Source organism: Methylocystis sp. IM3 (genome assembly GCF_038070105.1).
Classification (GTDB): domain Bacteria; phylum Pseudomonadota; class Alphaproteobacteria; order Rhizobiales; family Beijerinckiaceae; genus Methylocystis.
This window is the reverse complement of sequence record NZ_JBBPBZ010000006.1, coordinates 53938-80925: the sequence shown is the minus strand read 5'-3', so window position 1 is coordinate 80925 and position 26988 is coordinate 53938. Positions and strand designations below refer to the sequence as shown.

Here is a 26988-nt window from a genome sequence, read left to right as displayed (position 1 = left end):
AGCGGGTGGGTGCGGTCGGCGCGACGTCTGGCATCTCGACGAGGTCGTTGTCTCGATCAACGGCGAGAGGCGCTATCTCTGGCGGGCCATCGACCAGGATGGCTACGTCCTCGACGAGATCGTCCAGGTTCGCCGCAACGCCAAGGCCGCCCAGCGATTGCTACCTAAAGCGCCTCTCCCATAAGCAGGGCTTCCACCCTCGACGCATGGTCAGCGACAAGCTCGGCTCCTGTGCCGTAGCGCAGCGGAAGACTCTGCCGAACGTGAGTATCGATCCCACAAGGGTTTGAACAACCGAGCCGAAAATTCCCATGTCCCATTGCGAAAAATGGAGCGAGCGATGCAGGGGTTCCATCATGGGGTGGGTCACTTCGTCATGCCCTTATGGAATCCGCAAGGCTACATGCGCAACGTCGTGGAGTCGGTCCGCATGATTTCTCAATGATGGAGCCGTGGCGTGCTATCATGCCCCCGTGTCTGACGAGGATGCCGCGGTCATCGTCAACTATCTGTCTCAAACCTATTGAACCAGGAGAGGCCCGAGGTGGAACGAATTCCGATCTTCTATTTTTCCGACGTGCTCTGCGTCTGGGCCTTTTTCGCTGAACCACGGCTCGAGGCCGTGCGGCGGTCCTTTGGCGAGCAGGTGTTGCTGGAGTTCAAATTCTGTTCCGTATTCGGCGACACGACGCGGAAGATCGCGACGGCTTGGAGCGCCAGGGGCGGATACGAAGGATTCGCCGATCACCTCCACCACTCAGCCGAACGGTTCCCCGAGACGCGTCTTCATGCCGATATCTGGCGAAAGGTTCGGCCCGCGTCGTCGCTTCCACCTCATCTCTATCTCAAAGCGGTCCAGTTGAGCGAAAAAGAGAACGGCGTACAGGGTACGTTCGAGCGCGCCTTATGCAAGATGCGCGAGGCGTTTTTTCTCGACGGTCTCGATATCGCGCGGCAGGACGTTCAGCTCGAGATCGGACGCCAGGCCGGCGCCGATAATGAACTGGTCTTGCGGTTCATCGCAGACGGCCGCGCGCACGCCTCACTGAGCGCCGATTACGAAGACGCCCAAACGCTGCGTGTGGAGGGCAGCCCGACCATGATCCTGAACGAAGGACGTCAGAAGCTTTATGGAAACGTCGGCTATCGAATCATCGAAGCCAACATCCAGGAATTGCTGCGCGAGCCGAACCCGGATCAGGCGAGCTGGTGCTAGGTCGGCGGGGGCCGACGCAGACTGCATCGCCTGGTGACCTCGGGATCGTCTTCAACTCAGTAATTCGCGACGACGGGAGTCGGAACGCCCCAATCGAGATGGTAATTCACGCCGGCGCGGATGATTTGCCCATTGAACGGAGCCTGATAATTTACGGTGGAGAACTGGCCGCTGGCGGATGTATAATACAAAGGTAGTCCTGCCTTCGCCGTTTGCGCGGCGCCAAGGTCGTAATGAAGATATTCCGCCTTGACGCTCCATTTGGGGAGAAACATCCACTCGACGCCGGCGCCGGCGGCCCATCCAGGGCTCATGTCGACATAGCCGAGCCAGCTTCCGCCCAGGTTGAGCGCCGGCTTGAGGGCGGGGCTGAAATAGGTCGCCGTGAGATCGGTTTCTCCGAAGGCGAACCCACCCGTTCCATAGATCAGCGCAGCCGGCGTCACGAGATAGCCCAAGCGCGCACGTATCGTGCCAAGATCGCGCTGGTCGCGCCCTGCCTGAAGATAGGCAGACGGAGAGCCCTGCTGGGAAACCAAGCTGTTTACGCCACCGGCTGCGCCTTGAAGATCGGCTTCCAAGCCCGCAACCATCTTCTCCTGAAATTGATAATTGTAGCCTACCTGACCGCCGCCGAAGAACCCTCTGCTATTGAGGTTGATATTGGACGGAAGCGCGCCGGATCGCCACAAGGAAACCAACCCGCCAGCGCCCTCGTAGCTGAAGGTGGCGTTGGTGTCTCCGGCTGTAATATAGCCGGCGTTGGCGCCAAAGTAGAGACCGGCCCACGACATGATCGGCAATAGGTCGAAAGCTTTCTCACGCTTGAACACGGGCGATGTGGAGGCGACCATATTCGCTTGCGGCTCGCCAACCTTCCAACGGAGCGCCAGGCCTGCTTGCCAGTTCTTGGAGAGCTGGGGTCCGTTGAGACTCTGATAGACGGGCGCGCCCCCTTCGATGCCGATCGAAAACCCTGGCGCGCCAAACAGCTTCCCGTCGATGTCAGCGCCGGCGTATAGTTCGATCCGCTTCCCGCCGTAGAAGTTTGGATTGGCGCTTTGCAGCTTGCCCAGCATCAGCCAATCCGCTCCGGCGATCGGGCTCTGAATGTTGAAGTTGGCGCGAATGGTTGTCGTTAAGCCCGGGAACCACGAGTAGCCGCCCCAGGCGTTCAGCTCCTGATAGTTGCCCCACATATACCCTTGAGGATTATAAGCGAGGGGAAGGCGAGCGCGATAGGAAAGACCCCAGGACCATGGCGCAATCGCCCCGGCGTACATGATTCCCGGGAGCACATCGTACGTGCCTGTTCCCGATTGCATGCCGTAGAAGGCCCGGGCGATCGTGTATCCGCCGGCGGGCTGCAAGAGCGCGCCGCCCAGATTGTGATTGCTTCCTGTGGGAAAGGACATTCCGACATTAATCTTGATGCGGTTGACCGCGTCCTCGTAAGCTCGCCAAATGAGGACTGCGGAAGAGTCCTGGAGGCCGTCCGTCCCCGGAAAGCTCATTCCACGCGGAACGAGATTGGACTCTCCATAAAAGGTCATGAGGTCGGAATGCTTTTCGATCATGCCCGTGGCGAGCACGACCGAGAGATTTTTCGCAAGACCATAGGCAAGCGTCATAGTCTGCGCTTCGATGAACTGGTTTTGAGGCACAATGCGCAGATTGGAGGCCAACGGGCTCCAGAACCAGGGCGTCGTCGACACGATATATTGTGACGAAACGCCTTTCGCGCCGATGAGCGAATGTGCGTTATTCGCGAAAGTCGGAATGACGGACAGCGTCGCCTTCCCCGGGTCGGGCATGTTGTCGCCAAATACGGAAAGCGGGACCGGCGGCGGTGGCGGCCGCCTTTCATCGGAAGCAAAAGACGGGACGATAAAGGCGTCTTCCGCCCATGCCGGCGCGCAGGCTGTATTAAATCCGCCGACACAGAGCGCGACGCAGACCGCGTGAACCTCTCTTTTTCGCATTCGTTGCTCCGAGTCAGAATCGTGACTCAGCGCCCGAGACGGCCGTCGGTTGGATTTCCCGTCTCTGATAATCGTGAGTGCGCCGAGAACTTCGTTCTGCGTTTAAGCGATGCAACGGCGCGAAGACGCTAAATTTATTTTTATTGAAGACAGGAAAGGGTGTTCAGCCCAAGAGAGGTCGCGAGGCGCTCGTTGGTGCAAACGGCCTTCCCGCGAGGGCTGTCCCCTTTGGCGCCGTAGCGGCGACTCGGACGACCGGGGCATCCTCGAGCGGTTGTCGCCAATAAGGTGATCGTCCGCCTTATCGGGGCGGCGATCAGGCGGTCTGCATTGCGTCGCTTGTCATGAAGCTGATTGGAACGCGGATATCACCGTGCGCTTCCTTCGGCGCAACTATCACTTTGATGCGTCGCGGGCCAAAAGCTCCGGTTTCCGGGCTCGGTGGATGGAACAGGCGCGACCCTCAGACAATGGCCGGAATGTTTCCACCAATCGGAGAACTGATCAAGTTTATCCACAGGAACCGAGCCACGCGCTGAGCGTCTCCAGTAGATGCATTCTCCACATATGACCGTCAGACTCGTGTCGAGAGAGATTGCGCGCCACTCTCCGCAAACATCGTCGCGGTGGGTCCTTGCCCAATGCGCAATTTCATTGGGCTCGTTGCTCGGCTTGGGCGCTCGACGCCGGCAATTCCCCCCTTCCTGATCGAGGCGCCGCCAGAACGCGCATCCTTCGCACGTTGAATTCTGACCGAACTGACTCATTTGCCAACCCCGCTGTCGCTCATGGCGTGAATGGGAAGCTCAGGCGGTGGTTCGGTCTCCTCGATGTCATGCGTCAGCCATCCGCCGCCCAACGCCAGCATGAGAGCGACATATGCCTGTAGTCGACGCGCCTTCAACGCCACGAGAGAATCCTGAGCGTCAAGGGCTGCTGTCTGCGCGGTGATGACGTCCAGGTAGCTCGTTGCGCCCTCCTTGTAGAGCGTGAGGGAGGCATCCAGCGCTTTTTGCGCCGCTGTCGCCGCCGTGCTCATGCTTTGAACCTCTTTCGACAACCAGCGCAAATCCGCCAGGCCGTCCTCCACTTCCTGAATGGAACGGAGCACTGCGCCCCTGTATTCGGCGACAGTTTGCACGTAAGCGGCCTCTGCTCCCTGTAGGTCCGCCGCACGAGCCCCGCCATCGAATATTGGCAGCGTTATCGCTGGGCCGAGCGACCAGAAACTGTTTCTGAAATTTAGGAGGCTCAGGCCCGTATCCTGGGTGCCGCCGGAAAGATTAATTGTCAGACGTGGAAAAAAGGCCGCCCGGGCGACCCCAATTGTCTGATTGGCGGCTGCGACTCGCCGTTCCGCGGCTGCGATATCCGGCCGTCTCTCCAGTAGCGAGAGCGGCACGGTTGGCGGAGGCGACGGCGGGGCCATCGAAAGCTGAGCAGGTCGTATGGAAAAGGAAGACGCTGGCTTGCCGACCAGTGTCGCGATCGCATGCTCATACATTGCCCTGCGTGCCATCAAATCGGCCAATCGTGAACGAGCCACCTCGAGTTGCGCTTCTGCTCGAAGCACGTCGGGCGGCGCGCCAATATTGCCCTTGACGAGCGTTTTGGTCATTTCGAGACTTACGCGAAAGCTCTCGACGACGCGGTTGAAAAGCGCAATCTCATTGTCCAGACCTCGAAGCGCGATGTAGGTGCGCGCAAGCTCCGCCTGCAAGCTCAAACGAATCGATTCGAGATCGGCGGCGCTGGCCTGGAACTGCGCCTCCCGGGCCGCGAGCGCGTTTCTGACGCGCCCCCACAGGTCGACTTCATAGCTCGATTGCAGGCTCAGTATGTTATTGCCGTAATGATCCGGCTGGTTGAAGGGCCGATTGTCGAGATGCGCCTGCTCGTAGCCCTGTGGGGTGGGCACTCTGTTCGATGTGCGAAGCGGGCGATGAGCCGACTGCTTGTTTGCGGAGTAACTATTGTTGAAATCGATCGTGGGGAAAAGCCCAGCTTCAGCTCGCGCGACATATGACCGCGCCTGTTCGAGCACCGCGACATGCGCGACGAGCGTCTGATTGCTGACGTCGATCTCAGGCTCCAGCTCGTTGAGCGTTCCGTCCTTCAAACTGATCCACCACGGGCCTCTCGCCTCGTCGTCGCGGGGCCGAGCCACCGCCCAGGATTTTGCTTCCTTGAACTTGACGGGGATCTCCGCCACCGGAGGCGCGTAATCCGGGGCTAAATTGCAGGCGCCGAGGCTTGAACAAAGGAGGAGCGCGAGCCCCAGCTTGGAGGCTTTCATTCCTTGCCGCCCTCACGACGCGGCTGTCCGGCTAACCGATCGGCGCTTGCCTGAGGGGGCGCAATAACCGCCTCGCCCTCTTGCAGCGTTTCGGATGGAAAGTTGACGACGCGGTCGGAGACGTGAACGCCTGCGGAGACTTCGACTTCGGAGCCGAGGTCGCGATCGATCGTCAGCTTTCTGAAAGCGATCCTCTGGTCTGCGTCTACGACGGCGACCTGGATTTGATTGTCGCGAAACAGCAGGGCGGTCGCCGGAATTCTCACAACGTTCGCCCTCTTGGGAAGTTCGAACCGCACTTCCGCAAAGGAGCCCGGCAACAGCGCGCCGCTGTCGTTATTCGTGAGCAACTGAACGAGCAAGGTTCGCGAATTGGCTTCGATGGCGTCAGAAGTCGCTGTGACCTTCGCCTCGAAGGTCCGCCCCGGATATTGCGGCAAGCTGAGCGCGGCCTTCATCCCTTGCCTGATCTGAGGCGCAAGAGATTGCGGAACGCGGACGTAAACACGTAGTTGATGGATATCCGCGATGTCGAAGAGCTCGACTGGATGCGCTGGGCCGACCAGCACGCCAACGTCGATCCTGCGCGCGGTCACGACGCCAGCGAAAGGCGCCGTCACCTCGGTAAAGCTTTTGAGCGCCTGGAGCCTGTTGAGATTACCCCGCGCGACTGCGACCTCGGCGTCCTTTGCATTGGCTTCGCCGCTTTTTTCATCGACGCTCTGCTGCGACACGACGGTCGACGCGCGGAGAGCGGCCCAGCGTTTGGATGTCAAACGAGCGAGCTGCGCATGAGCCTCGGCCTTTTCGAGTTGGCCCTTGGCTTCCTGATATTGCTGATCCAGCTCGGGCGCGTCGATGACGGCCAACGTCTCGCCCGCTTTCACGCGCGCGCCGATGTCATATTTCCATTCTTTTACATAGCCATTCACACGGGCCCGAATCTGCGCCTCATTGAGGGCCTTTATCTCGCCCGGCAATGTCAAGCCATCGTCTGCGCTTCCCAGCTTGAGAGTCGCCAGCTCAACCGAAGGCGTTGCTTGTGCTTCGGTCCATTGGGCGAGCCGGTCATGCTCCAGCCGACGGCTGATGACGCCGAACGCCGCCAGACCGGCCGCGATCAAGGCGGCGACGAAAAATCGGCCCTTGTTCGATCGTCTCGTCCTTGGTGAACCCGACGCCAACGACTCGCTTTCATCTGAGGGCGTCCGATCGTCCTTACTCCCCATTTGGCGGGCCAGACCGGTTTGTTGCGTGAACAAGGCTGAAGATCACGGGCACGAGGAATAGCGTGGCGATCGTCGAGCAGATAAGGCCGCCGATCACCGCGCGTCCAAGCGGCGCATTCTGCTCGGCGCTCAGGGCCATGGGGGCCATCCCGATTATCATTGCGAGAGAGGTCATCAAGACTGGACGAAAGCGGGTGAAACCTGCGTCTACAGCTGAGAGGACCGAGTCACGCCCCTCCGCCAGACTCGTACGCGCAAAGCTGACCACCAAGATACTATTGGCCGTCGCCACGCCCATACACATAATCGCCCCAGTCAGGGCCGGAACCGAGAGGGTCGTGTAGCTTAGAAAAAGCATCCACACAATCCCCGCCAAAGCGGTCGGCAGGGCGCATACGATAACAAATGCGTCGAGCCAGGACTGAAAATTGACGACGATGAGAAGGTAGATCAAAACAATGGCGAAGGCCAGGCCAACGTAGAGCTGCCCATAGGCGGCGGTCATCGTCTGAACTTGGCCGCGCAGGACAACGGTCGACCCCGGCGGCGTCTGCTTCGCAGTGTTCCGCAGGATCTCCTGTATATCGCCGGCGACGCCGCCTAGATCGCGCCCTTGAACGCTTGCGTAGATATCGATGGAGGGCTGCACATTATAGTGAGACACAACTGCGTCGCTTTGGCTCCGGCTTATATCAGCGATGCCGGCCAGAATTTGCGAGCCCTTTGACGAAGAGATCGGGATGGACTGCAGCGCGCCCAAGCTGTCGAGCCAATTTTGCGGCGTTTGGGCGACGATAGGGTAGGACACTCCATTGTCGGGATTGAGCCAGAAGCTTGGCGATGTCTGAATGCTTCCCGCCAGATTGATCTGCATATTCGTCGCCACGTCCTTCTCAGTCAGACCGACAAGCGAGGCGATCGAGCGATCCACATTGACGTTCAGGGTCGGCGCATTGAAAGCCTGCTGAATACGCGCATCCGCTATGCCCGGAACTTTGACGAGTTTCCTCAGCACCTCTTCGGCATAGGCGCGGTTCGCCGCGATCTTGTTGCCGCTGATCTGAATATCCACCGGAGACGGCAAGCCGAAGTTCAGGATTTGCGTGACGATATCGGCCGGCAGAAAAGCAAATGCCACGCTGGGAAAGAGCCTCGGCAGTCTTTCACGGAGCAATCTGGTGACGTCCTCGGCGTTCTTCTCTTCGCCTTCCTTCAAAGTTAACAGGATGTCCGCGTCGCTTACGCCGATCGTGCCCGAATTTCCATAGGCGAGATTGATGCCGCTGATCGGGAGCCCGATGTTGTCGACGACGGAGTCAACCGAATTCGCCGGCGCCAGGTCACGAATGGCGCTTTCAATTCTGTCGCATAAAGCCGCCGTATCCTCGATCCGCGTTCCCGTCGGCGCACGGACATGTAGCTTTAACTGCCGTGCTTCGACAGGCGGAAAGAAGTTTTGGCCTAGGAAAGGCGCCAGGGCGAAGGAGAGAGCGAGGACGATGAAAAACGACGCGGCGAATCGGTTCGGGTTCTCCATCGCCATATACAAAAGTTCTTTGTACCGAGACCTGACGGCTTCGAAGCGACGCTCGAAGGCGCGCTGAAATCTGGAAAGAGGGTTCTTTGTCTGCTTCTGCTCGTTGTCCTGACCGTGAACCGGCGCAACAAGCAAATAACGGGCAAGCGTCGAAACAAGCGTGCGCGACAGTATATAAGAGGCGATGAGCGCGAAGAGAACAGCCTCCGCCATGGGCCTGAAAAGGTATCCGGCGACGCCTCCCAGGCTGAACATTGGCAAGAACACGATGCAAATACAGAGCAAGGAGACTGTCGCCGGGATTATGATCTGGCGAGCGCCATCCATAATCGCGTCCTCTATTTCCTTCCCTTGCTCCAAATGCCAATTCATGTTCTCGATTGTAACCGTGGCGTCATCCACCAGAATGCCGACGGCAAGCGCCAGACCGCCGAGTGTCATCACATTTATTGTCTCGCCGATCAGGGCGAGCGCTGCGATTGACGCCAGGATGGCCAATGGAATTGAAGTGACGATAATCAGCGTGGAACGCCAACTGCCGAGAAACAGCAAGATCATAAGGCCGGTCAAGCCGGCGGCGAGGACGCCCTCGGCGACAACGGCGGATACGGCGGAGTTGACGAAGCTGGACTGGTCTCCAACGGCCACAAGCTGAATTTCAGGAGGTAGGCCTTCCCGGATCTTGGGCAGTAAGGACTTGACGCCGTTGATGACGTCGAGAGTAGACGCAGAGCCAGACTTCTGGATGGTCATCAGTACTGCAGACCCGCCATCGACCCGCACGATGTTCGTTTGAGGGGGGCTTCCATCGTGAACGTAGGCGACGTCTCTTATATAAAGGATCGTTCCGTCAGTCTCCTTGATAGGAAGATTATTGAGCTCAGTAATCCGTCTGGGCGCATCGTTGAGGGAAACGATATACTCGTAGGATCCAATTTTTTGGGTTCCCACGGGGATGATCAAGTTTTGTTTGGCGATCGCGTCTACGACATCCTGAGCCGAGAGCCCGACGGCGCGCAATTTCTTGGGATCGACGTCGACTTGAACCTGACGCACCTTGCCGCCGTATGGCGAGGGCACAGCGGCGCCCGCGACGGTCGCAAGCTGAGGCCGAATGAAATTCTGCGCGTAGTCGAAGAGCTGTGTTTCCGACAGCGATCTGCTTGATAAAGCGAGCTGAATTACAGGTACGCTCGAGGCGTTGAAGGTTAGGACGTAAGGAGGCGTAATTCCCGGCGGAAGAAACTTAAGTACGGTTTGCGAAGCCGCGGTTATCTGCGCCAGCGCCGTGTCAATCTTGACGGTGGGCTGGAAATAGATCTTCACCACGCCATAACCGGGCAGAGACTGAGATTCGATATGTTCGATATCATTCACCTGCGCGCTTAGAGCGCGCTCATAGTAGTAAATGATCCGTCCTGACATGTCGACGGAGGGAAGGCCGTTATAAGTCCAGACAGCACTGACGACGGGAATGCCGATGTTCGGAAAGATATCTGTTGGAGTCGCCTTCCAAGCTCTAGCCCCGAATATGAGAATGAGCGTCGCTAAGACAAGGAACGTATAGGGGCGCTGGAGCGCGATCCGAACTATAGCAAGCATTCGAGCTCCGACCCTATGACCCCCGCCGGCGCATTGACTTCTGAAGTCCTATCGTGCGGACCTACGCCTTGTCAATTTACTGACACGTAACCATAGCCTTAAGAATAGAGCAAGCTTTGAGCGCGATCCATCTGGTTTTCCCGCGGTGATATCTGAAATCAATTCTCCTCAACAATAAAGCATTCGAAGTCTCGGTCGTCGCCATAACGAACGGTGCGCGATTCGTAGTAGCCGCACGGATCACGAACGTCACACTGGCCGGCGTAATGCGGGTGGGAGTGGCACGGCGGCCTTAAGCCGCGTGTCCCCCGTCCAGTTAACGACTGCGCGGCGCCAGGGGTAAGCAACACAGACGTCAATGCTAGGTCGATCACAAGCCTCGACAGATTTGGGCGCCTGGATCCCCAGGATTTCGCGCTTCCATTACTTTCTTCGGGCGTGTTTCGCATTGCGCACCTCGAAATGTCGTTGGATTATCGAAATAACGCATGCAAAGTTACGGTCCCACTAAAAGGTTTTTTAGATATCTTTCGGGCAGCAGGCGTAGAGAAGAATCGTTGTGAGGATGAGGCAAACTCGGGGCCCGACGTGATCCGAGCAGCGGGTCAGCCCGACCGCCGCCTATCTGCAGTTCGCACATCGTGCCTGATTATTTCTCCGTCCTGCAAGAATCGGCTGGGAAAGTTGACGATGCGGTCGGAGACGTGAACGCCTGCGGAAACTTCGACTTCGGAGCCGAGGTCGCGATCGATCGTCAGCTTTCTGAAAGCGATCCTCTGGTCTGCGTCTACGACGGCGACCTGGATTTGATTGTCGCGAAACAGCAGGGCGGTCGCCGGAATTCTCACAACGTTCGCCCTCTTGGGAAGTTCGAACCGCACTTCCGCAAAGGAGCCCGGCAACAGCGCGCCGCTGTCGTTATTCGTGAGCAACTGAACGAGCAAGGTTCGCGAATTGGCTTCGATGGCGTCGGAAGTCGCTGTGACCTTCGCCTCGAAGGTCCGCCCCGGATATTGCGGCAAGCTGAGCGCGGCCTTCATCCCTTGCCTGATCTGAGGCGCAAGAGATTGCGGAACGCGGACGTAAACGCGTAGTTGATGGATATCCGCGATGTCGAAGAGCTCGACTGGATGCGCTGGGCCGACCAGCACGCCAACGTCGATCCTGCGCGCCGTCACGACGCCAGCGAAAGGCGCCGTCACCTCGGTAAAGCTTTTGAGCGCCTGGAGCCTGTGGAGGTTTGCTTCGGCAGAGCCGACTTCCGCCTGTCTGGCAGCCCGTTCTCCTCCCTTTTCGTCGGCGCTCTGCTGCGATACGACAGCGGACGCGCGGAGAGTGGCCCAGCGTTTCGATGTCAATCGAGCGAGCTGCGCGTGAGCCTCAGCTGTTTCGAGTTGGCCCTTGGCTTCCTGATATTGCTGATCCAGCTCGGGCGCGTCGATGACGGCCAACGTCTCGCCCGCTTTCACGCGCGCGCCGATGTCATATTTCCATTCCTTTACATAGCCATTCACACGGGCCCGAATCTTCGCCTCATTGAGGGCCTTTATCTCGCCCGGCAATGTCAAGCCGTCATCGGCGCTTCCCAGCTTGAGAGTCGCCAGCTCCACCTGATCCGTCGCCTTTGCCTTGGTCCATTGCGTCGTACGGTGGAGTTCGGCTGGGCTTGTTACGAAGACGACAGCCGCCACGCAAGTCGCAAGGATCGACGCTTTCAAATACCTTCGCTTGACTGATCTTAATTTCCTCGACGGAGGCGAGGCCTCTCGTCGCGCTTCAGGCAGGATCTCATCACTTGTCATCAATGCCCACGAAGTGGAATGCCGGGATTTGCCCCTAATCGAAGTGTGTCCTCCCCGGGCGATCGAGAGCGCCGAAGGGCCTTGGACGAAAGAATGGGTACTCCGAAACTACACGTGACCGATAATAAATTCTTTTTAAATCATGCAGGCCGTCTCCCGCGCGGCAGCCTTCCTCCTACGCAAGCAGGCATGGGAAAACTGCATCAATCGACAAAGCACGTGGTCGCGTTGGCGGCTTCCCCTTGCGACCCTGGATGCTAAGGCGAATACTTGACTTATGCACTATCGCTTGATCAGATGAAATGGAATAGCTATTTCGTTCTCATCGCCCTTAAGGGTAAAGCTTAACAATGGACAGGTCAATTAGGGGTCTACTCAATACGAGCGCGCGTAGGAGCGCGCAGGAAGCGACCCTGTTGTCCAGTGCGTCTGAAGCGTCTCAGTCCCTCCTTTCCCCGCATAGCTATTATCGCGCTTCATTTGTAGCGTTGCGGCCGCACGGGGCTAAACGATCGCCTGAACATGACAAGTATGACTGAACACGCCGCCCACAACCCACGATTCAACGTTCTCCTGATTGACGATGACACGGAGCTTGCAGCTGTCCTCATCAAGGAGCTCGAGAAGCGAAACTACATCGTCTCCCATGCTCGCGATAGCAACGAGGCGGTTGCGCGGATGGGCGAACAGCGCTTTGACTTGCTTATACTCGACAGGATGTTGCCGGGGGCCGACGGGATAAACTTGATTGAGACGTTTCGCAGCCATAACCCCGCGAGTCCGATCCTAGTTATAAGCGCGCTGGATCATGTCGATGAGCGGGTTTTCGGCCTGCAATCGGGCGCCGATGACTATTTGATAAAGCCATTCAGTTATGCGGAGCTCGGGGCGAGGGTCGACGCCTTGATTCGCCGTTCATCCCTGCACCCAATAACTAAACTTCAGGTCGGCCCCCTCACGCTTGATTTGCTGAACCGAGTGGCCATTCTCCGCGGAGAGGAGATCGAGCTTTCTGCACGGGAATATCAGTTGCTCGAGTATTTCATGGCCCGGCCAGGACAATTGATCACGAAGCAAATGCTCCTGCAAAACGTATGGAAATATCGGTTTCCGGTCGAGACCAATGTTGTGGATGTCCACCTCAGCAAGCTCCGGCAAAAAATCGAGAAAAAGGATGGTCCCTGTTTTATTCGAAATGTAAGAGCGCAGGGATACGTGTTTGGGGACGATGCTTAAACTTTCTTGGCCGACATTCAAGCTTGCAGCTTTTGCAGCCGCGGCTTACGTCTCGGCAAGCGTTGTTACCTTTGCTCTTATGCATTGGAAGATTTCCTCTGAGGAACTCGAGCGCTTCGAGACGCTGCTGGAGCTGCAAGGATCCGCCTTGTCGGTCCAATTTTCCGGACAGACACAGTCTGATCTAGACGACAAGACCTTCAATAAGACCTATCGATTGACCCGATCCGGTTTGTTTGGGTCGGACGGCGCCCGCCTGCAAGGCAATCTGCGCAAGATTCCCAGCGATTTGCCCCTGGACGGAAAAGCTCTTTTAGTCAACAGGGCCAATCGGTCTAACGGCGATGAAAGCCAGATGATCTATGTCGGCATCCGTTTGCCTGATCAACGCATTCTGGTGATTGGCCGCGACACGCCTGAGGTCATTCAGCTAGATAAGATTGTAAGAAACGCGTTGGTCGAGGGTGTGATCCCGGTATCTCTAGTTTTCGTCGGAATTGGCGCGATTGTCAGCCGCCAAATCAAAGGCCGTCTAAAAGATGCGCAATCCTGCTTGGATGACATCAAGTCAGGGCATCTCAAAAGGCGCTTGCATCTAAGCTCCGCGAATGACGAGCTGGATAGTCTTTCCATGTCTGTTAACGAGATGTTGGAAGAACTCGAGCGGGCGATAAGCGAGTTGCACCACGTTGGAGACCACATAGCCCATGATCTCCGAACCCCGCTTTGTCGAGTTCGGGCTCACCTCGAGATCGCTCAAAACGCCGTTAGCCTGCCCGAGGATCTGCGTGATTCAATTAGTTTGGCCGCCAGTGGCGTCGATCAGATGCTTGCAACGACGACAGCAATGCTTCGCGCCGCGCGGATTGAAGCAGGTAGAAGTCGAGCTTATTTCCGCGAAGTCAATCTTCTGGAGATTGCAACGGAGCTCTTTGACTTTTACGAGCCCCTCGCCAGCAGCAAAGGGCTGAAGCTAACCTTGCATGCGGATGGTCCGCTGCCCGTGCAGGGCGACAGGGAGCTTTTGATGGAGGCGGTCTCCAACCTGATCGACAACGCAATCAAGTTCACGCCCGCGCCGGGCCTGATCGAAATAACACTTTGCAAGCGAGCACAGAACCCCGTGGTGAGAATTCGCGATACGGGACTCGGAATACCCAATGATCGCCGCTCAAATGTATTCCAGCGCTTCTACCGGGACCCAGAACGCAGCGATACGCCGGGAACGGGGCTCGGACTCGCCCTGGTTGCGTCCATCGGAAAGCTGCATGGCTTCGAGATCGAGATAAGGGATGGCTTGCCCGGCTGCATTTTCGAGCTGATCTTCAAGCAAGAGGGGCGCAATCTCTGATCCGGAGCGCCCGGCGCAAAGCCGGGAGCTCGATTTCATTTGGCGGCGCGGATAATTACTTTATCGTAGCTAAAATGCCGGATGGCCCGTCGAACGGATAATAGCGAAGGCTCGTGTAAACCATGTTTTCGGCGCCTCTCGGTGTCCCGCCCCAACCAACGAAAGCGTCTCTTACGGTGTAGGAATATTGCGCGCCGGCTCTGATCTTTCCGAAGGGGCCCTGAGCGACCGTGTGCCAGACGCCACCCGTGAGTTGGCGAAGCGACTTGGTTTGCCCGGAGCAAGGAAATACGGCGGCGTTGGTCCACACGCCGTTCAGCGCCGCTTCACTTTCGAAGCCGCAGCCGACATTGTTGTAAAGCGGGTTGCCATAGCCGCCGACAAAAAGCGTGTTGCCGACTGCGCTCCATTGTGGGCTCTTGCTCGCAAATTCCCCGCCGACAAATGCATAGAGGTCTGTCTGCGGCGTCGCGTGGAGGGTAAGTCCGGCCATGGCGATGCGTTCGTTGATGAGCAGCGGGGCGCCCGAGAGCTGATAGGTTGCGTCTGGAAGACCGCCAGATCCATAGTTGCCGATGCCATTGCCAATCATGCCGGACGCCTGAAAATCGAGCAGCTTCGGGATCACCTGGACGACGATGCCGCCGCCGCCGCCACCGCCCCACTGGCTATGATTGCCCCAATAGGCGCGACCCGTCACGTCACGCAGAAGTCCGAAGCCCTCGATATGAATCTTGTGATCCACCAATTCCCCATCCCAGGCCAGTTTGCCGATCATGTCCGGCATGCGCGTGAAGGAATAAGGAACGGAGGGGTTGAAAAGGCCGCCGCCGGCGGGGGCGGCCAATAGAATTGGCGTTCCAATAAAGGGCAGCGCCGTCGTGCCGATGAATGGCGCGCCCGGCATGACATATGTCGTTGCGCTGCTTTCGAGCGACAGAGCCGCCCAGAACTGTTTGTTGAAATCCTTGGTGATGCGTATGCCGGGTTGTCGCGCCCAATTATAGCCAGGCATATATTGATGGTCGATGACCGGCGGCTGGAGAGATGTGTCTGGACGTATTCCGACCGAGTTCATCGTGACCATCGACCACATCTGACCCGCCGCTACGTGAAGGCCATATTGCTCGAAATCGACATTCCCATATGCCTGACGCAAACGTAGATTGTAGGAATTGCTCGTGTTCGAGTTCGCCGTTTGAGCGGCGCCCAGAAAGTCTACCTCTCCATAGGCCATGAGATGCGTCTGCTTGTCGATATCGGCCTTGATCATCAAAGCTGGACGCGTTGAGCGCGCGGTCGCCCGCCATTCGGATGTGTGGCTGGGGGCAGTAAAGCCGTAGGGAATATTTTGGAACGGGGTGTTGACATCGGCGCCCATCCAGTGGTCGCGATAGACCGTTTCCATCGCGAAGAAGCCAGCTGGAGTCATCTCCAACCCTTTGAAATAGAAATGATCGGGTCCGGGAAGGCCAGCAAGGGCAGGCTTCGCGCCTTCGGCCTTATCGGTGTTCGCGCGCGCCTTCTGCGTTTTAGCCGCCCGGTCTTGTTCGTTTACCTTCGCCTCGAGCTGTTTGAGCCGGGCCTTGAGGAGCCGTATTTCGTCGGCTGTCGTATCTGCGTGCGCCTGCGTGGGCAATGTCAAGGCGAGCAGGCAGGCGCTCGCCTTTAGCCTCTTCCGACGGATGGTGTTGGTCATCGATAACCCCTGGAAATGCAGCCAGAGCAAAGGTTGTCGGGGAGAGCGATATCCAAAGGTCGGAAGGCGATATACTAAAATTCTTTTTAGAGGTGATGAATAAGTCGGTTACAACGAAGAACATGCATGCAATCGTGAAGATGTGTCCAGATTGTATCTGGCGGTGAGCCTGTCTGAATGCAATCTCAATTGTCATATGACTGTCACAAATCGGAAATGGCGTCGAATCTCCGGCGTGAAGATCAGAGTGGACACGCAGGATATCTTCGATTTTGAAGATCCGAGCGCAGGTATTGTAAAACTTGCTAGTCGATCTGGATGCGCCGAGGTTTCGCATCATGGATGCCGGCGTCATCAAGGCGGCGGGAGCCGATATTAAAAAATACTTTAATATCGACGCGCCCATGATGCGCTTCCATCGTCGTCGTGCTGTCATCAAACTATAGTGCGCGCCAGGCTTGTCCCAGATTGCGCCGGGAGTGATCTCAGGCGCTCTCAACCGGAAAGACTGCAGAGGACGGAGGCGAGAGAGTCGGGCCATCAAAAAACGTTCATACAGTCTTGTTGCCAAGTAACAGGGTCGTATTAGGTATCATTGAGATTCTATATAAGCAGTCGGAAATCGAGGTGGCCAATGTCACTGGCTAGGAAGCGCGGTATTTTCACCTCGGTCTGTGTGGCCGTGATCGGATCGACCTCTCCGTCGGTCCTCCTTGCTGACACCTGCCCTTGGGGTGGCGATAACTCGCAGTCTATACGTTGCTTCGATTGCATGGTGCGGGTTTGGACGCCGCACGGATGGAAACTCGTGAACGCTTGCGAGCGGCGCGGCTATTCGTGGCGCGATCCATAATCGAAAAGCGCCGAAGTTTGTCGATTCCGGCGTTGGCTCCGCCTGCGACAGCGACGCGTTGTATCTGTACAGTCGAGAACTGAGCTGCAAAGGCGCGTCATCAGGTTCTTCAGGACGATCAATAAGTAAAGAAGATTTTAGTGGTGGTCTCAATAAAGCGAGTGGTACGCTTTTTACATGTCTCTTAGGAGACCAAGATCATCATCGCCAGTGGCGAGCTCTGCCTGTTGGAGGCTAAAATGTCTATTATCTCAGGTCGCAGAATGGCCATAGCAGTAATTGCGGCGTGTGTGGGCGCGGGCATGTCGCCTACAGAGACTCTCGCGCGCGTTTCCCACCGTCACAGCGCGGCGCGCGCTCATAGCGCGCCTAGTTATGGCTATGTCGCGCAGCCGGTAGTAGTGTTCCGCGCGCCGCCGCCTTTCCAGTACTCGCCGCCGCTTCAAAGCGCGGGAGGTTGTGATATCGCGAGAGATTGGAATTGCTGAGCTGATCTCTCGGTTGAATCCCGGCCCACGAGGAGTCACGGCGAGCGCCGCCATGCACGCGCTCGCCTGATTGCGCTCCACTGGCGCTTGCATTAAGGTTAGTTGCTGGAAGCGCAAGAGAAATCATCTTCGACGGTTGATGTTTCCGGGCGGCAAACCCTGAACGCCGCCTACGATCCGCGGGCCAATCCGTTTCCGTTCGGCCCGACGACCCGAAATCGTTGAGTCCACCCAGTTCAACAGCCTCGACTTCACGAGCGTGCTGCTGGATGCGAAAGTCGCCATCAGCATGGACGGCAAGGGGCTCGGCGCCACAATGTTGCGGTCGAGCGGATGTGGCGCAGCGTGAAACATGAGGAGGTCTATCTGCGCGCCTACGACACCGTGCCCGCGGCGCGCGCCTCCATCAGCCGATATCCGGCCTTTTACAACGAGCGGCGCCCGCACTCGGCGCTTGGCAGGCGCACGCCCCACGAGCCCTACTTTGGTTTTAGGGTCAAGCGGGTGATCAAATCTGGACACAAGCCTTAATCCGGCAGGAGATCAGACTCGCAGTTGTCGCTCCGTTTTCGAGGGTAAGGTCGGGACATCGCTAAAGCTAATACAGTAATCATAGCCCGCAAGAGGGTGTCCGCGGAAATTACAGAGCTGGGGGCAAAGCTGCCAACCAAGCCGAACGCACCACGTCGGAGACCTGCGTTTTAAAAGCCCTGCACTCAACGGAAGTCCGCGGCGTGAGGCCGCCGCGAAGGTCATGTCATCATATGAAACATAGCGGCCCGAAAGTGTCCCAATTTCAAAACTGATGCAATGAAAGTTCAGTCCCCATCCGGCGCGCCTGCTCCCGCCGCGCCCTCCAAAACGATCCCGCCTGAGGGGTCCTGAGGCCTTGCATTACGCAATGGAGGGTATCCCCAATAGCCACCCGCTAACGAGCCCGACCGGACCGACCGCGGGGTTGAGGGAAAGATTGCCTGACGGTCATAGCAGCGACAATCCCGAGCAAGGGCAGATCCCGTGCCCGCAAGGGCGATAAACAAGAGCCCAAGTAAGTTTAATCTCAACATTACCCTTTTCTCCCGTTATCTGGGCAAACCCAAACGTGTGCGCAGACTTGCGCGGTTTCCACTCAGCAGCTCCAGTCTCTGGCGTTATCGCAGCTCGCTTCGACACTCCTGCTGTCTCTGACGCACATATGCGGATAACGGGACAGGCTTGCCTAGAACTGCGAAGAACTTCTTCCCAAAGTTAATGCATTGAACGGATGCGAGCGTCGTGTGCAACCGTTCATTAGCCTCCATCCTTGCGGCGTCCATATCCGCACCATGCAATCGAAGCACTGGATCGATTGCGAGTTATCCCCACCCCAAGGGCAGGTATCGGCGTAGCCGATCGAAGGAAGGGCTAAGCTGCTCAGAGCGATACAGACTGTGGCAAGGAGAGGGCGCCTCATCATTGACATTGGCCACCTCAATTCTCTGAGTACAAAGCTCCTCACTCTCAAAACCTAAATTCACCTTGCTCATTTACAATACGGTTCGGAGTAAAATGTTTTTTAGCACACGCTTCGATGATCTGCGCCTTTGCAATACACTATTGTAAAAGCTAGATGGTGTTATGCACTTTGGAGCATGAATTCTGCGGCTCGCTTGCTCCATGAGCAGGCGCTCAGAGCGGATTGAGTAGAAGGCTTGCAGCAGCATGGCGCGCAGCAACTTCTCCGGCGGTATAGAAGGCCGGCCTGCCGAGGCGTGGAGCGTCGAAAACTCCCCGGCCAGAGCGGCGAGGGCCTCGTTGGCCAAGTCGCGGATCACCCGCAGAGGATACGATTTCGGAACGCGCGCCGATCGGATCGTAGGTGCGCCGGCGCACGCCCGGTCACTGGCGGGCGGTCATCAGCTCCATGAGATGGCCGTCGGGGCTTTCGAAATAGACGCCTCGGCCGCCGCCCCAGTCGTTGAGCTTTCCGTCGTCCCGGCTCCAGGGCGCGCTCCCGAAGACCACGCCTTTTTGTTTCACGCGGTCGAAAATGGCGTCGAATTCGAGGTCGCCGACGTGGAACGCATAATGATGGGCGTCGAACGCGGCGGCGTCGGAGAACAGCAGGGTCAGCGTTTCGTTGACGCGCACGGGCGCGAAATGGCCGCTCTTTTCCTCCTGGGGCAAACCGAAAACCTCGGCGAACCAGCGCGCCGCATCCTGCCTGTCGTGAGCAGGGACGATCGTATGGTCGAGGGTGATGGTCATCGCCGCGTCTCTCGTCAGGAACGCCGACCTTTCATCGGGCCCCTATCAGGTAAGCCGCTTCAGCCCCTGCGCAACAATCCGGCAGCGGCTTGGCGACCTGTTTGGCGCCCTGTTTCATTTGCGCCCTGCGCCGTTCCCGAGCCCCGCCTTCGACGCGTCCTGCCGGTCGTAGGCCTGCCAGCTCTGGTCGATGATGTAAGCATGGATGTTCTCGACGTCCGTCTCGCTCAAAATGTCGTCGAAAGGCACCATTCCTTGCGAGGCGAGAGCGCCGCCGAGCAGAATGTCCCTGAAGAGGGCGTGGGTCGCCTCGGTCATCTTTCTCAAATCCGGCGTGATATTCGGGCCAAAGGCATGGCAGCGCGAGCATTCGCCGATGAACGCCGCCTCCCCGGATCGAATCTGCGCCGGCGTGGCGTTGCGGGCGGGCGGTCTGGGGAAGGGCGCGTCGCGGCGCGGCGGCGGCATGGGGAGCGCGCCGCCATCGAGCTTGAACGCGAGGATGCGATTCGAATTCTCGAATTTCGACGCCGCGCTCGAGGGCGGGATCTCGCCGACGCCGAAGCCGGTTCCGCCGTAACCGGTCTGGACGGCGACATACTGAACGCCATCGACCGCATAGGCGATCGGGGCCGCCATGATATGGCTTCCGGTCTGAATGGTCTTGAGGATTTTTCCCGTATCGGCGGCATAGACTCGAAATGCGCCGTCGCCACAGCCCTGGAAGACGAGATTGGCGGCGGTGCTCATCGCGCCGCCGTCATATCCGCGCATGCCGGAGCTCGTCTCCTGCTCCCACACGAGCTTTTGCGCCACGGGGTCCCAAGCCCTCATGAGCTCCCGCACGAGCCTGACCTTGCGCCCGGCCTCGAGCCTCTTGCGGTCCGGCAACGGCCCATAAAGCGGCGCGAGCGCCGCCGGGTCATAGGACGCGTCCGGCGAAAGGCCCAAGGCGGAAAGGAAGCCGTTGACGAAGCGAATGCGCCCGCCATTGTGCTGGAGATCGATCCATATGCTCGGCGCGTCTATGACGGGGATATAGACGAGGCCGGTCGACGGGCTGAACGACATGGGCTGCCAACTGTGTCCGCCCGCCCAGGAGGGGTAGACGTTTTTCGGCCCGGAATACCAGTCGGCGTCGCTCGAAAGGTTCGGTCGCCCGGTCCTGGCGTCGATGCCCGTAGCCCAATTCGTGAAGGTGTAGGGCTTTGCAGAAATCAGTTCGCCCGTGCGGCGGTCGAGAACGAAGAAAAAGCCGTTCTTGTTGGCCTGCATGAGGACGGCGCGCGTTGCGCCGCCGATGGGCAGATCGGCGAGAACGAGCTTCTGCGTCGCGTCGAAATCCCAGTGATCTCCCGGCGTCGTCTGATAATGCCAGGCGAGCCGGCCCGTGTCCGCGTGCAAGGCGAGGATCGAGGCTGTGAAGAGCGCATCCTTCGACGGTCCCGCGCTCAGCCTCAGATCATAGGGCGTGGGGTTGGCGGTTCCAAAATAAACGAGCTTGAGATCGTCGTCATAGGCGAAGCCGTCCCAGGCGGTTCCCCCGCCCTGATAGTCGGGGGATCGATTCGGGCTCCATGTCGCGGCGGCGCGCGCCATGGCCTCGTCCTCGGGCGGCCGGCCCGGCGCGCCGGGGACGGTGTAAAAGCGCCAGGCGAGCCTGCCCGTCTCGATCTCATAGGCGGAAACGTAACCGCGCACGCCGCCCTTGTTCATATCGGCGCCGCTGTTGCCGACGACCGCGAGATCGCCGGCGACATAAACGGCGCCGGTGCTCGAATAGGGGAGCGTGTGGTCGACGATCGTATCCGCGCTCCAAAGCTCCTTGCCGGTTCCCGCGTCGAGGGCGTGGAGACGCCCGTCGACGGAGGCGACGAGCACTTTGCCCTTCCAGACCGCCACGCCACGGTTGACGAGGTCACAGCAGGGGTTGCGCGCGGCGCGCGGGTCGGCCCTGGGGTCGAAACGCCACAGCTCTTTCCCTGTCGAGGCGTCGATCGCATAGACGTAACCCCATGCGCTCGACGCATACATCACGCCGTCGACGACGATCGGGGTCCCTTCCTGACCCCGCGCGGCGCCGAGATCATAGGCCCAGGCAAACCCGAGACGGCCGACGTTGCCGGCGTCGATCTGAGACAGGGGAGAATAATAGGTCTGGTTCTGGTCGCGTCCGAGGGCGAGCCAGTTTTGCGGTTCCGAATTCGCCGCCCGCATCCGAAGGGAATCGACGTCTCCGGCGGCGTGGGACACCGGCGGCGCAAGCGCCGACGCCAGTGTCGTCGAAACGGCCGCGAGCAGGGCGAAGCGCCTGATGTGCATGGTCAGCCTCGAACTATGGCGTGCGACGGTCGATGGGCCGCGGCCTTGTCCTCTCACTCGAAAGCGCGCGACCGGCCCGCCGCGTTCCGGCAGCATATCGAAACCGGGCGAAGGAGTCGGAGCGAAAGAAGCGGCGGCGCCGACGTTCGCCGACCGGCGCGCTTTTCCACCCGCGCAGTTGGCTGGCCTCTGAACTGCGATTCAAGCAGGCGAGGACCCATTCGAGCCAAGCGGTAATGTCGAGACGCGAGCCGATCCGCCAGGCGCGGCAAGGCGCGCGCAGCCCGGCGCCGGCGCCAGCGCGCGTGACGGTGTGTTACACTCGACCTCTCCTCCTGCAACCTGCCCGATAGGTCCACAGACAATGAGCGATGATGAGACGCAGGCCGGCTGGGCCAAAGACCATCCCGGCCTGATCTTCGAATGCGGCCGGGACGCGGACGGAGCCGTTCGTTTTTTCGATGTGACCGGCGGATTGCGGGAGGCGATGGGCGTCGCCGCGCGCGCGGGGCGCGACTGGCTGGAGGGCGAGGACGCAGACGCTTTCGCGCGGGCGCTGGAGAATTCGGCGCGGGATGGCGCGCCCTTCATCATCGACCTGCGGGTCGACGCCGCCGACGGGCGCAGGCTCTGCCTCGAAACGCATGTGGCGCCGCGTGTCGGCGGGGATGGCGCGCCCCGATGGGCGGCGGTCGGGGTCGATGTGACCGAGCGACGGCGCGCGGAGCGCTCGCTCAGCCTGCTGCACAAAGTCGGCGTGGCCATTTCGGAGGCGCCCGATTACGAGACGGCGATCACGGAGACGCTGCGTTACGCCTGCCGCGTGCTGAACGCCGATTACGGCGAAGCCTGGACGCCGGACCATACGGATTCGAAGCTTGCGCTCTGTTCGGTCGTCGACGACGGGCATCCGGGCTGGACGCCCTTCGCGGCGGCGCAACGGGAAACCTCCCATGAGATGGACAGGAGCCCGATCGGGCTTTCGTGGCGAACGCGCCGCGCGCTGTGGGCGGATGACGTCGAGACGCTGATCGACGCCGCGCAGCGATGCGCCGCGCCGCCGGCCCATGCGCGGCGTCTGTCCGTCTATGTGCAGCCGATCGCCGCGAATGACGGCGTCATCGCCCTCTTCGTCTTCTATCTCGACCGGCGCGCGGTCAGCGGCCTCATCGAGAATTTCAAGACGGCGGCCGATCAGCTCGCCACCGTTCTCCAGCGCCGGCGGATCGAGCAGGAGCTGGAATACGCCAACATCATCGTCGAGCAGAGCCCGACCGTGATCTACAGAGCGCTCGCCATCGAGGGCGCGCCGCGGGTCTATACCTCGAGAAACGTCACGCGCTTCGGCTACTCTGTCGAGGATTGCAAAATGGGACGCTTCAATTTTCCCGATTTCGTGCATGCCGACGACCGGCCGCGCGTGCTGCAGGAGGTCTTGCGCATGATCGAGGGCGACGAGGATGTGTTCGAACAGGACTACCGCCTCATCGCCGCGGATGGCGCGGTGCATCATATTCACGACCGCACGGTGGCGATCCGAGACGCGAATGGGACGATCACGCACTGGCAGGGCGCCCTGACCGACATCACCGAGCGCTGGCTCGCCCAGCACAGGCTGTCGGAAGCCAATGCGAAGCTCGAGGATCTGTCCGTCAAGCTGTCGAAATATGTGTCGCCGCAGATCTATCGATCGATCTTCAGCGGCGAGCAGTCGGGAGAAATTTGCGCCCGGCGGAAAAAGCTCACCATCTTCTTTTCCGACATCGCCGATTTCACGCGCACGACGGACGCGCTCGAATCCGAGGAGCTGACCGGCTTTCTGAACCATTATCTGACCGAGATGTCCAAGATCGCGCTCTCTTACGGCGCGACGATCGACAAATATATCGGCGACGCCATCCTCGCATTTTTCGGAGACCCGGAAACGCGGGGCGTCAGGGAGGACGCGCTCGCCTGCGTGCGCATGGCCATGGCCATGCAATCGCGCATGCGCGCGCTCCAGCGCGAGTGGCGCGGCCTCGGCGCAGAGAACCCGTTTCAGTTGCGCATCGGCGTCAATACGGGCTTCTGCACCGTCGGCAATTTCGGCAGCGAAGATCGCATGGATTACACCGTGATCGGCGGAGAGGTGAATCTGGCGGCGCGGCTGCAGTCCCATTCGGAACTCGGCGGCGTGCTCATCGGGCACGAAACCTATTCGCTGGTGAAGGACGAGATCCCGTCGGAAGAACTGGAGCCCATCACCGTCAAGGGCTTCGCCAAGCCGGTCCGCGTGTATCGCGTGCTGGCCGTGGGCGCCGACGCCGCGGCCGGCGCCGACGTCCTTCATTATCAGCGCCCCGGCGCGCTGATCAACGTCGATTTCGACCGCCTCGCCGAGGACGATCTCGCGACCTTGCGAAAGATCGCCGACATGCTGAACAGCCGCCTGTCTCCGGCTGAAGGAAAATGACGCGGCTCCGGCGCTCGCGCAAGGTCGCGAAATAGACCGGCCAATAGTCTCGCCCGATGGCCTCGATCATCTCGATCGAAACGATGCGGTCGAAGACGCCGGCGACGTCGCGATAGTCCTCGAGCCGCAGATCGACATGCGTCCCGCGCCCTTCCCTCGCCAGCACATCCCGTGCATGGGCGAGCTGCTCTCTCGATAGCGTCGGTCCGGTGAGGCGGGCGGGCGAGCGGTCGGCCTCATTGTCCTAGCGAAAAAACGCGAGGCCGTGCGCGCCCGCGACGGCGCCGAAGACGGTGACGAGACCTGCGGCGAGCAGCACGCGATGCATGCGCTCGATGAGCGAGAATGTGGCCTCGGGGTCGGCCTTGGCGCGGGCGTGAAACAGGCGGTGGAGAAAGAGCGGCTCGGCGACGAAGAGCATGAGCGTGAAAAGCGCCCACACGCCGACCATGGCGTGCATCCACCAGAAGGCCGGCGCGCGGAAACGGTCCCAAAGATCGAGCCGGTCGGTCATGTAGAAGCCCGTCGCGCCGGCAAGCAGCGTGGTCGCGCGGGCCTGCCAGGCGAAGCGGCGCTCGAGCGCGTCGAAGAAGCCGATGCGTTCGGCCGGTTCGACCATCGAGCGCACGGCGGGCAAGAGCACGGTGGTCACGAAGCCGACGCCGCCGATCCAGAGAACGACGGCGAGCACATGCAACCCCCTGGCGACGGCGAGTTCGTCCATGACGGTCCTTCCGATGGGCGCGGGCCGATCGTGACGGCGCGCGCCCCCGACATTCTGGGCGGGCGGGCGCGGGGACGCAACGCCCGCAAGCCGCGTCACGGGACCCGTTGCCTTTCCCCCGAATTCATGCATTTCTCGCAACAAAAAGTAACGTGTTTCTGTCCGCCCCCGCCTTTCCCCCTCTGCCGTTCCCATCCGGCGAGAATGGCCGTTCCGGAGCCCTTTTGCATGACCCGTCGCCGCACGAACGCCTCCCGCCTGCTCTGGATCGCTTCGAGGCGCGCCCTTTCGTCCTGTCTGGCGCTGTCGGCGCTGGCGGTCCTTTGCCTCATCGGCCCGCTTTCCGCCGTTTCGGCGCTCGCCGCCACGGGGACCACCTGGACCTCGAGGGCTTCGGCGAACGACTCGGCCGCCTGGTATAGCGTCGCCTATGGCAATGGTCTGTTCGTGGCGGTCGGCGCCTCGGGCGCGGTGATGACGAGCGCCGACGGCGTCACATGGACCAGCCGGACCGCCGCCGCGGCCAACAACTGGCGGTCGGTGACCTTCGGCCTCGGGCTGTTCGTCGCGGTCGGCCAAACCGGAACGGGCTCGCGGGTCATGACGAGCCCGGACGGCGTGAACTGGACGATCCGCGTATCGGCGGCCGACAACGACTGGCTCAGCGTCACTTACGGCAATGGCCTGTTCGTGGCGGTCGCCCAGAGCGGCTCCGGCAACCGGGTGATGACGAGCGAGGACGGGACGAACTGGACCAGCCGCGTCTCGGCCGCGGACTACTCCTGGTTCGACGTGACCTATGGGAATGGCCTGTTCGTGGCGGTGGCGGCAAGCGGCGCCAGCGACCGCGTGATGACCAGCCCCGACGGCGTGACCTGGACCCTCCGCACGTCGGCCTCGAACGACAACTGGTATGCCGTCACTTACGCCAGCGGGGTGTTCGTGGCGGTCGGCGGCGGCGGCGGCTCAGGCCTGCGGGTGATGACCAGCGCGAACGGGACGAGCTGGACGGGCAGAACGGCGGCGGCGGCGAATAATTGGGTGGGCGTCTCCTATGGCGCCGGCCTGTTCGTGGCGACGTCCAACTCCGGGACGGGCAACCGGGTGATGACGAGCCCGGACGGCGTGACCTGGACCAGCCGCGTCTCGGCCGCCAACAACAACTGGTTCGGCCTCGCCTATGGCAATGGCCGCTTCGTCGCGGCCGCTTCGAGCGGAACCAGCCGGGCCATGACTTCGGGCTCGGATTGCGGCGACGGCCTCGCCTATACGGCGGGGGACTGGCGGCAGTTCGCGACGCCCTGCACGGCGAGCGCCAGCCCGGCGAGCGTCGCCAGCGTGCTCGGCAACGCCCCGACCGCCAATCTTTCGGCCGCGACCTACGGTTCCCAATGGGCGCTCTACGGGCGCAACGCCACCAACAGCGGCAATACACTGCTGACCTCTTCAGCCGCGCTCGGCAGCGGCGCGGGCTACTGGATCAAGAGCTTCTCCGCGCCGGTCAATGGCGTGCTCACGGTCGCCGGCGCGGCGGCGGCGCCCACGACCGGCGTCTCCGGCTGCCAGTCGCTCGTCGGCTGTGTCGTGGTCGCGGTCGGTTCGACGACGGCGGGATCGCGGATGCTCGGCAACCCCTTCGGCTACGATGTCCCATGGTCGAAGGTCCGCATCCGCGTCGGCGGCTCTTCCGGCACGGTCTATACGCCGAGCGCCGCCGATGCGGCCGGCTATGTGAGCAAGCAGATCTGGATCTGGAACGGCAGCTCCTACGACACCTGGGACGACGCGACGACGCCCGGCAATCTGAAATATTCGCAGTCCTTCTTCATGAAGGTGCTCACGGGCGGCGCCGGCCAGACGATCGAGCTTTTGATCCCGGTCAACTCAACGATCTAGACCGCGCCGCCGATCTGGAGCGCGGGCTTGCGCCGCGACGAAACAGATTGTAACGG

15 protein-coding genes and 3 pseudogenes are annotated in these 26988 nt (G+C 60.1%); 7 read left to right on the top strand and 11 right to left on the bottom strand.

Features of this window, described 5'->3' with window-relative positions:
* Window positions 1-16: 16 nt before the first annotated feature.
* Both WOC76_RS23785 and WOC76_RS23780 read left to right on the top strand, forming a co-directional pair.
* A pseudogene (locus WOC76_RS23785) lies at window positions 17-352 on the top strand (IS6 family transposase); the annotation flags it as partial.
* A 192-nt stretch (window positions 353-544) separates the two neighbouring features.
* A complete protein-coding gene (locus tag WOC76_RS23780; protein ID WP_341431635.1) occupies window positions 545-1216 on the top strand; it encodes a DsbA family oxidoreductase in 672 nt (223 codons plus the stop codon).
* Between the two features lie 56 nt (window positions 1217-1272).
* Here WOC76_RS23780 and WOC76_RS23775 read toward each other — a convergent pair whose 3' ends face one another.
* The 5 genes from WOC76_RS23775 to WOC76_RS23755 all read right to left on the bottom strand — a co-directional run bounded on the left by WOC76_RS23775 (window position 1273) and on the right by WOC76_RS23755 (window position 11580).
* The gene (locus WOC76_RS23775; protein WP_341387414.1) at window positions 1273-3198 is read right to left on the bottom strand and encodes an outer membrane protein; all 1926 of its coding nucleotides are present in this window, start codon (window positions 3196-3198) and stop codon (window positions 1273-1275) included.
* Between the two features lie 763 nt (window positions 3199-3961).
* On the bottom strand, window positions 3962-5494 hold the full coding sequence (locus WOC76_RS23770) for an efflux transporter outer membrane subunit (protein ID WP_341387415.1): 1533 nt from the start codon (window positions 5492-5494) through the stop codon (window positions 3962-3964).
* Window positions 5491-6618, bottom strand: a complete 1128-nt coding sequence (locus WOC76_RS23765) for an efflux RND transporter periplasmic adaptor subunit (protein WP_341431634.1) — start codon at window positions 6616-6618, stop codon at window positions 5491-5493. Before WOC76_RS23765 ends, WOC76_RS23770 begins: the two co-directional genes overlap by 4 nt.
* A gap of 94 nt (window positions 6619-6712) precedes the next feature.
* Window positions 6713-9862: an efflux RND transporter permease subunit gene (locus WOC76_RS23760; RefSeq protein WP_341431633.1), complete on the bottom strand. Its 3150-nt coding sequence runs from the start codon at window positions 9860-9862 to the stop codon at window positions 6713-6715.
* A 605-nt stretch (window positions 9863-10467) separates the two neighbouring features.
* Window positions 10468-11580, bottom strand: coding sequence for an efflux RND transporter periplasmic adaptor subunit (locus WOC76_RS23755; protein WP_341387417.1), 1113 nt, complete (start codon window positions 11578-11580; stop codon window positions 10468-10470).
* Window positions 11581-12195: 615 nt separating this feature from the next.
* On the opposite strand from WOC76_RS23755, the gene WOC76_RS23750 reads away from it, so the two are divergent.
* Window positions 12196-12900 carry a response regulator transcription factor gene (locus tag WOC76_RS23750; protein ID WP_341387418.1) on the top strand — a complete coding sequence of 235 codons (705 nt, stop codon included), beginning with the start codon at window positions 12196-12198 and terminating at the stop codon, window positions 12898-12900.
* The gene (locus WOC76_RS23745; RefSeq protein ID WP_341387443.1) at window positions 12893-14251 is read left to right on the top strand and encodes a sensor histidine kinase; all 1359 of its coding nucleotides are present in this window, start codon (window positions 12893-12895) and stop codon (window positions 14249-14251) included. Before WOC76_RS23750 ends, WOC76_RS23745 begins: the two co-directional genes overlap by 8 nt.
* A gap of 55 nt (window positions 14252-14306) precedes the next feature.
* Here WOC76_RS23745 and WOC76_RS23740 read toward each other — a convergent pair whose 3' ends face one another.
* Window positions 14307-15950: a hypothetical protein gene (locus WOC76_RS23740; RefSeq protein ID WP_341387419.1), complete on the bottom strand. Its 1644-nt coding sequence runs from the start codon at window positions 15948-15950 to the stop codon at window positions 14307-14309.
* A gap of 1549 nt (window positions 15951-17499) precedes the next feature.
* On the opposite strand from WOC76_RS23740, the pseudogene WOC76_RS23735 reads away from it, so the two are divergent.
* A pseudogene (locus tag WOC76_RS23735) lies at window positions 17500-17822 on the top strand (integrase core domain-containing protein); the annotation flags it as partial.
* Between the two features lie 995 nt (window positions 17823-18817).
* On the opposite strand, the gene WOC76_RS24500 reads toward WOC76_RS23735, so the two are convergent.
* From WOC76_RS24500 to WOC76_RS23720, 3 genes are all read right to left on the bottom strand, one after another.
* Entirely contained in the window at window positions 18818-19144 is a 327-nt protein-coding gene (locus WOC76_RS24500; protein ID WP_445928489.1) for a transposase, read from the bottom strand.
* A gap of 25 nt (window positions 19145-19169) precedes the next feature.
* The gene (locus WOC76_RS23725; protein WP_341387420.1) at window positions 19170-19538 is read right to left on the bottom strand and encodes a VOC family protein; all 369 of its coding nucleotides are present in this window, start codon (window positions 19536-19538) and stop codon (window positions 19170-19172) included.
* A gap of 114 nt (window positions 19539-19652) precedes the next feature.
* On the bottom strand, window positions 19653-21860 hold the full coding sequence (locus WOC76_RS23720) for a PQQ-dependent dehydrogenase, methanol/ethanol family (RefSeq protein WP_341387421.1): 2208 nt from the start codon (window positions 21858-21860) through the stop codon (window positions 19653-19655).
* 364 nt (window positions 21861-22224) lie between these two features.
* Between WOC76_RS23720 and WOC76_RS23715 the strand changes: the two genes are divergently transcribed.
* Entirely contained in the window at window positions 22225-24312 is a 2088-nt protein-coding gene (locus WOC76_RS23715) for an adenylate/guanylate cyclase domain-containing protein (RefSeq protein ID WP_341387422.1), read from the top strand.
* Here the strand turns inward: WOC76_RS23715 and WOC76_RS23710 are convergent.
* Together WOC76_RS23710 and WOC76_RS23705 are read right to left on the bottom strand one after the other, a co-directional pair.
* Window positions 24212-24523: pseudogene (locus WOC76_RS23710) on the bottom strand (SAM-dependent methyltransferase); the annotation flags it as partial. The gene WOC76_RS23715 and the pseudogene WOC76_RS23710 overlap by 101 nt on opposite strands.
* A gap of 33 nt (window positions 24524-24556) precedes the next feature.
* Window positions 24557-25036, bottom strand: a complete 480-nt coding sequence (locus tag WOC76_RS23705) for a hypothetical protein (protein ID WP_341431632.1) — start codon at window positions 25034-25036, stop codon at window positions 24557-24559.
* A gap of 228 nt (window positions 25037-25264) precedes the next feature.
* Between WOC76_RS23705 and WOC76_RS23700 the strand changes: the two genes are divergently transcribed.
* A complete protein-coding gene (locus WOC76_RS23700) occupies window positions 25265-26932 on the top strand; it encodes a hypothetical protein (RefSeq protein ID WP_341387424.1) in 1668 nt (555 codons plus the stop codon).
* Window positions 26933-26988 lie beyond the last annotated feature (56 nt).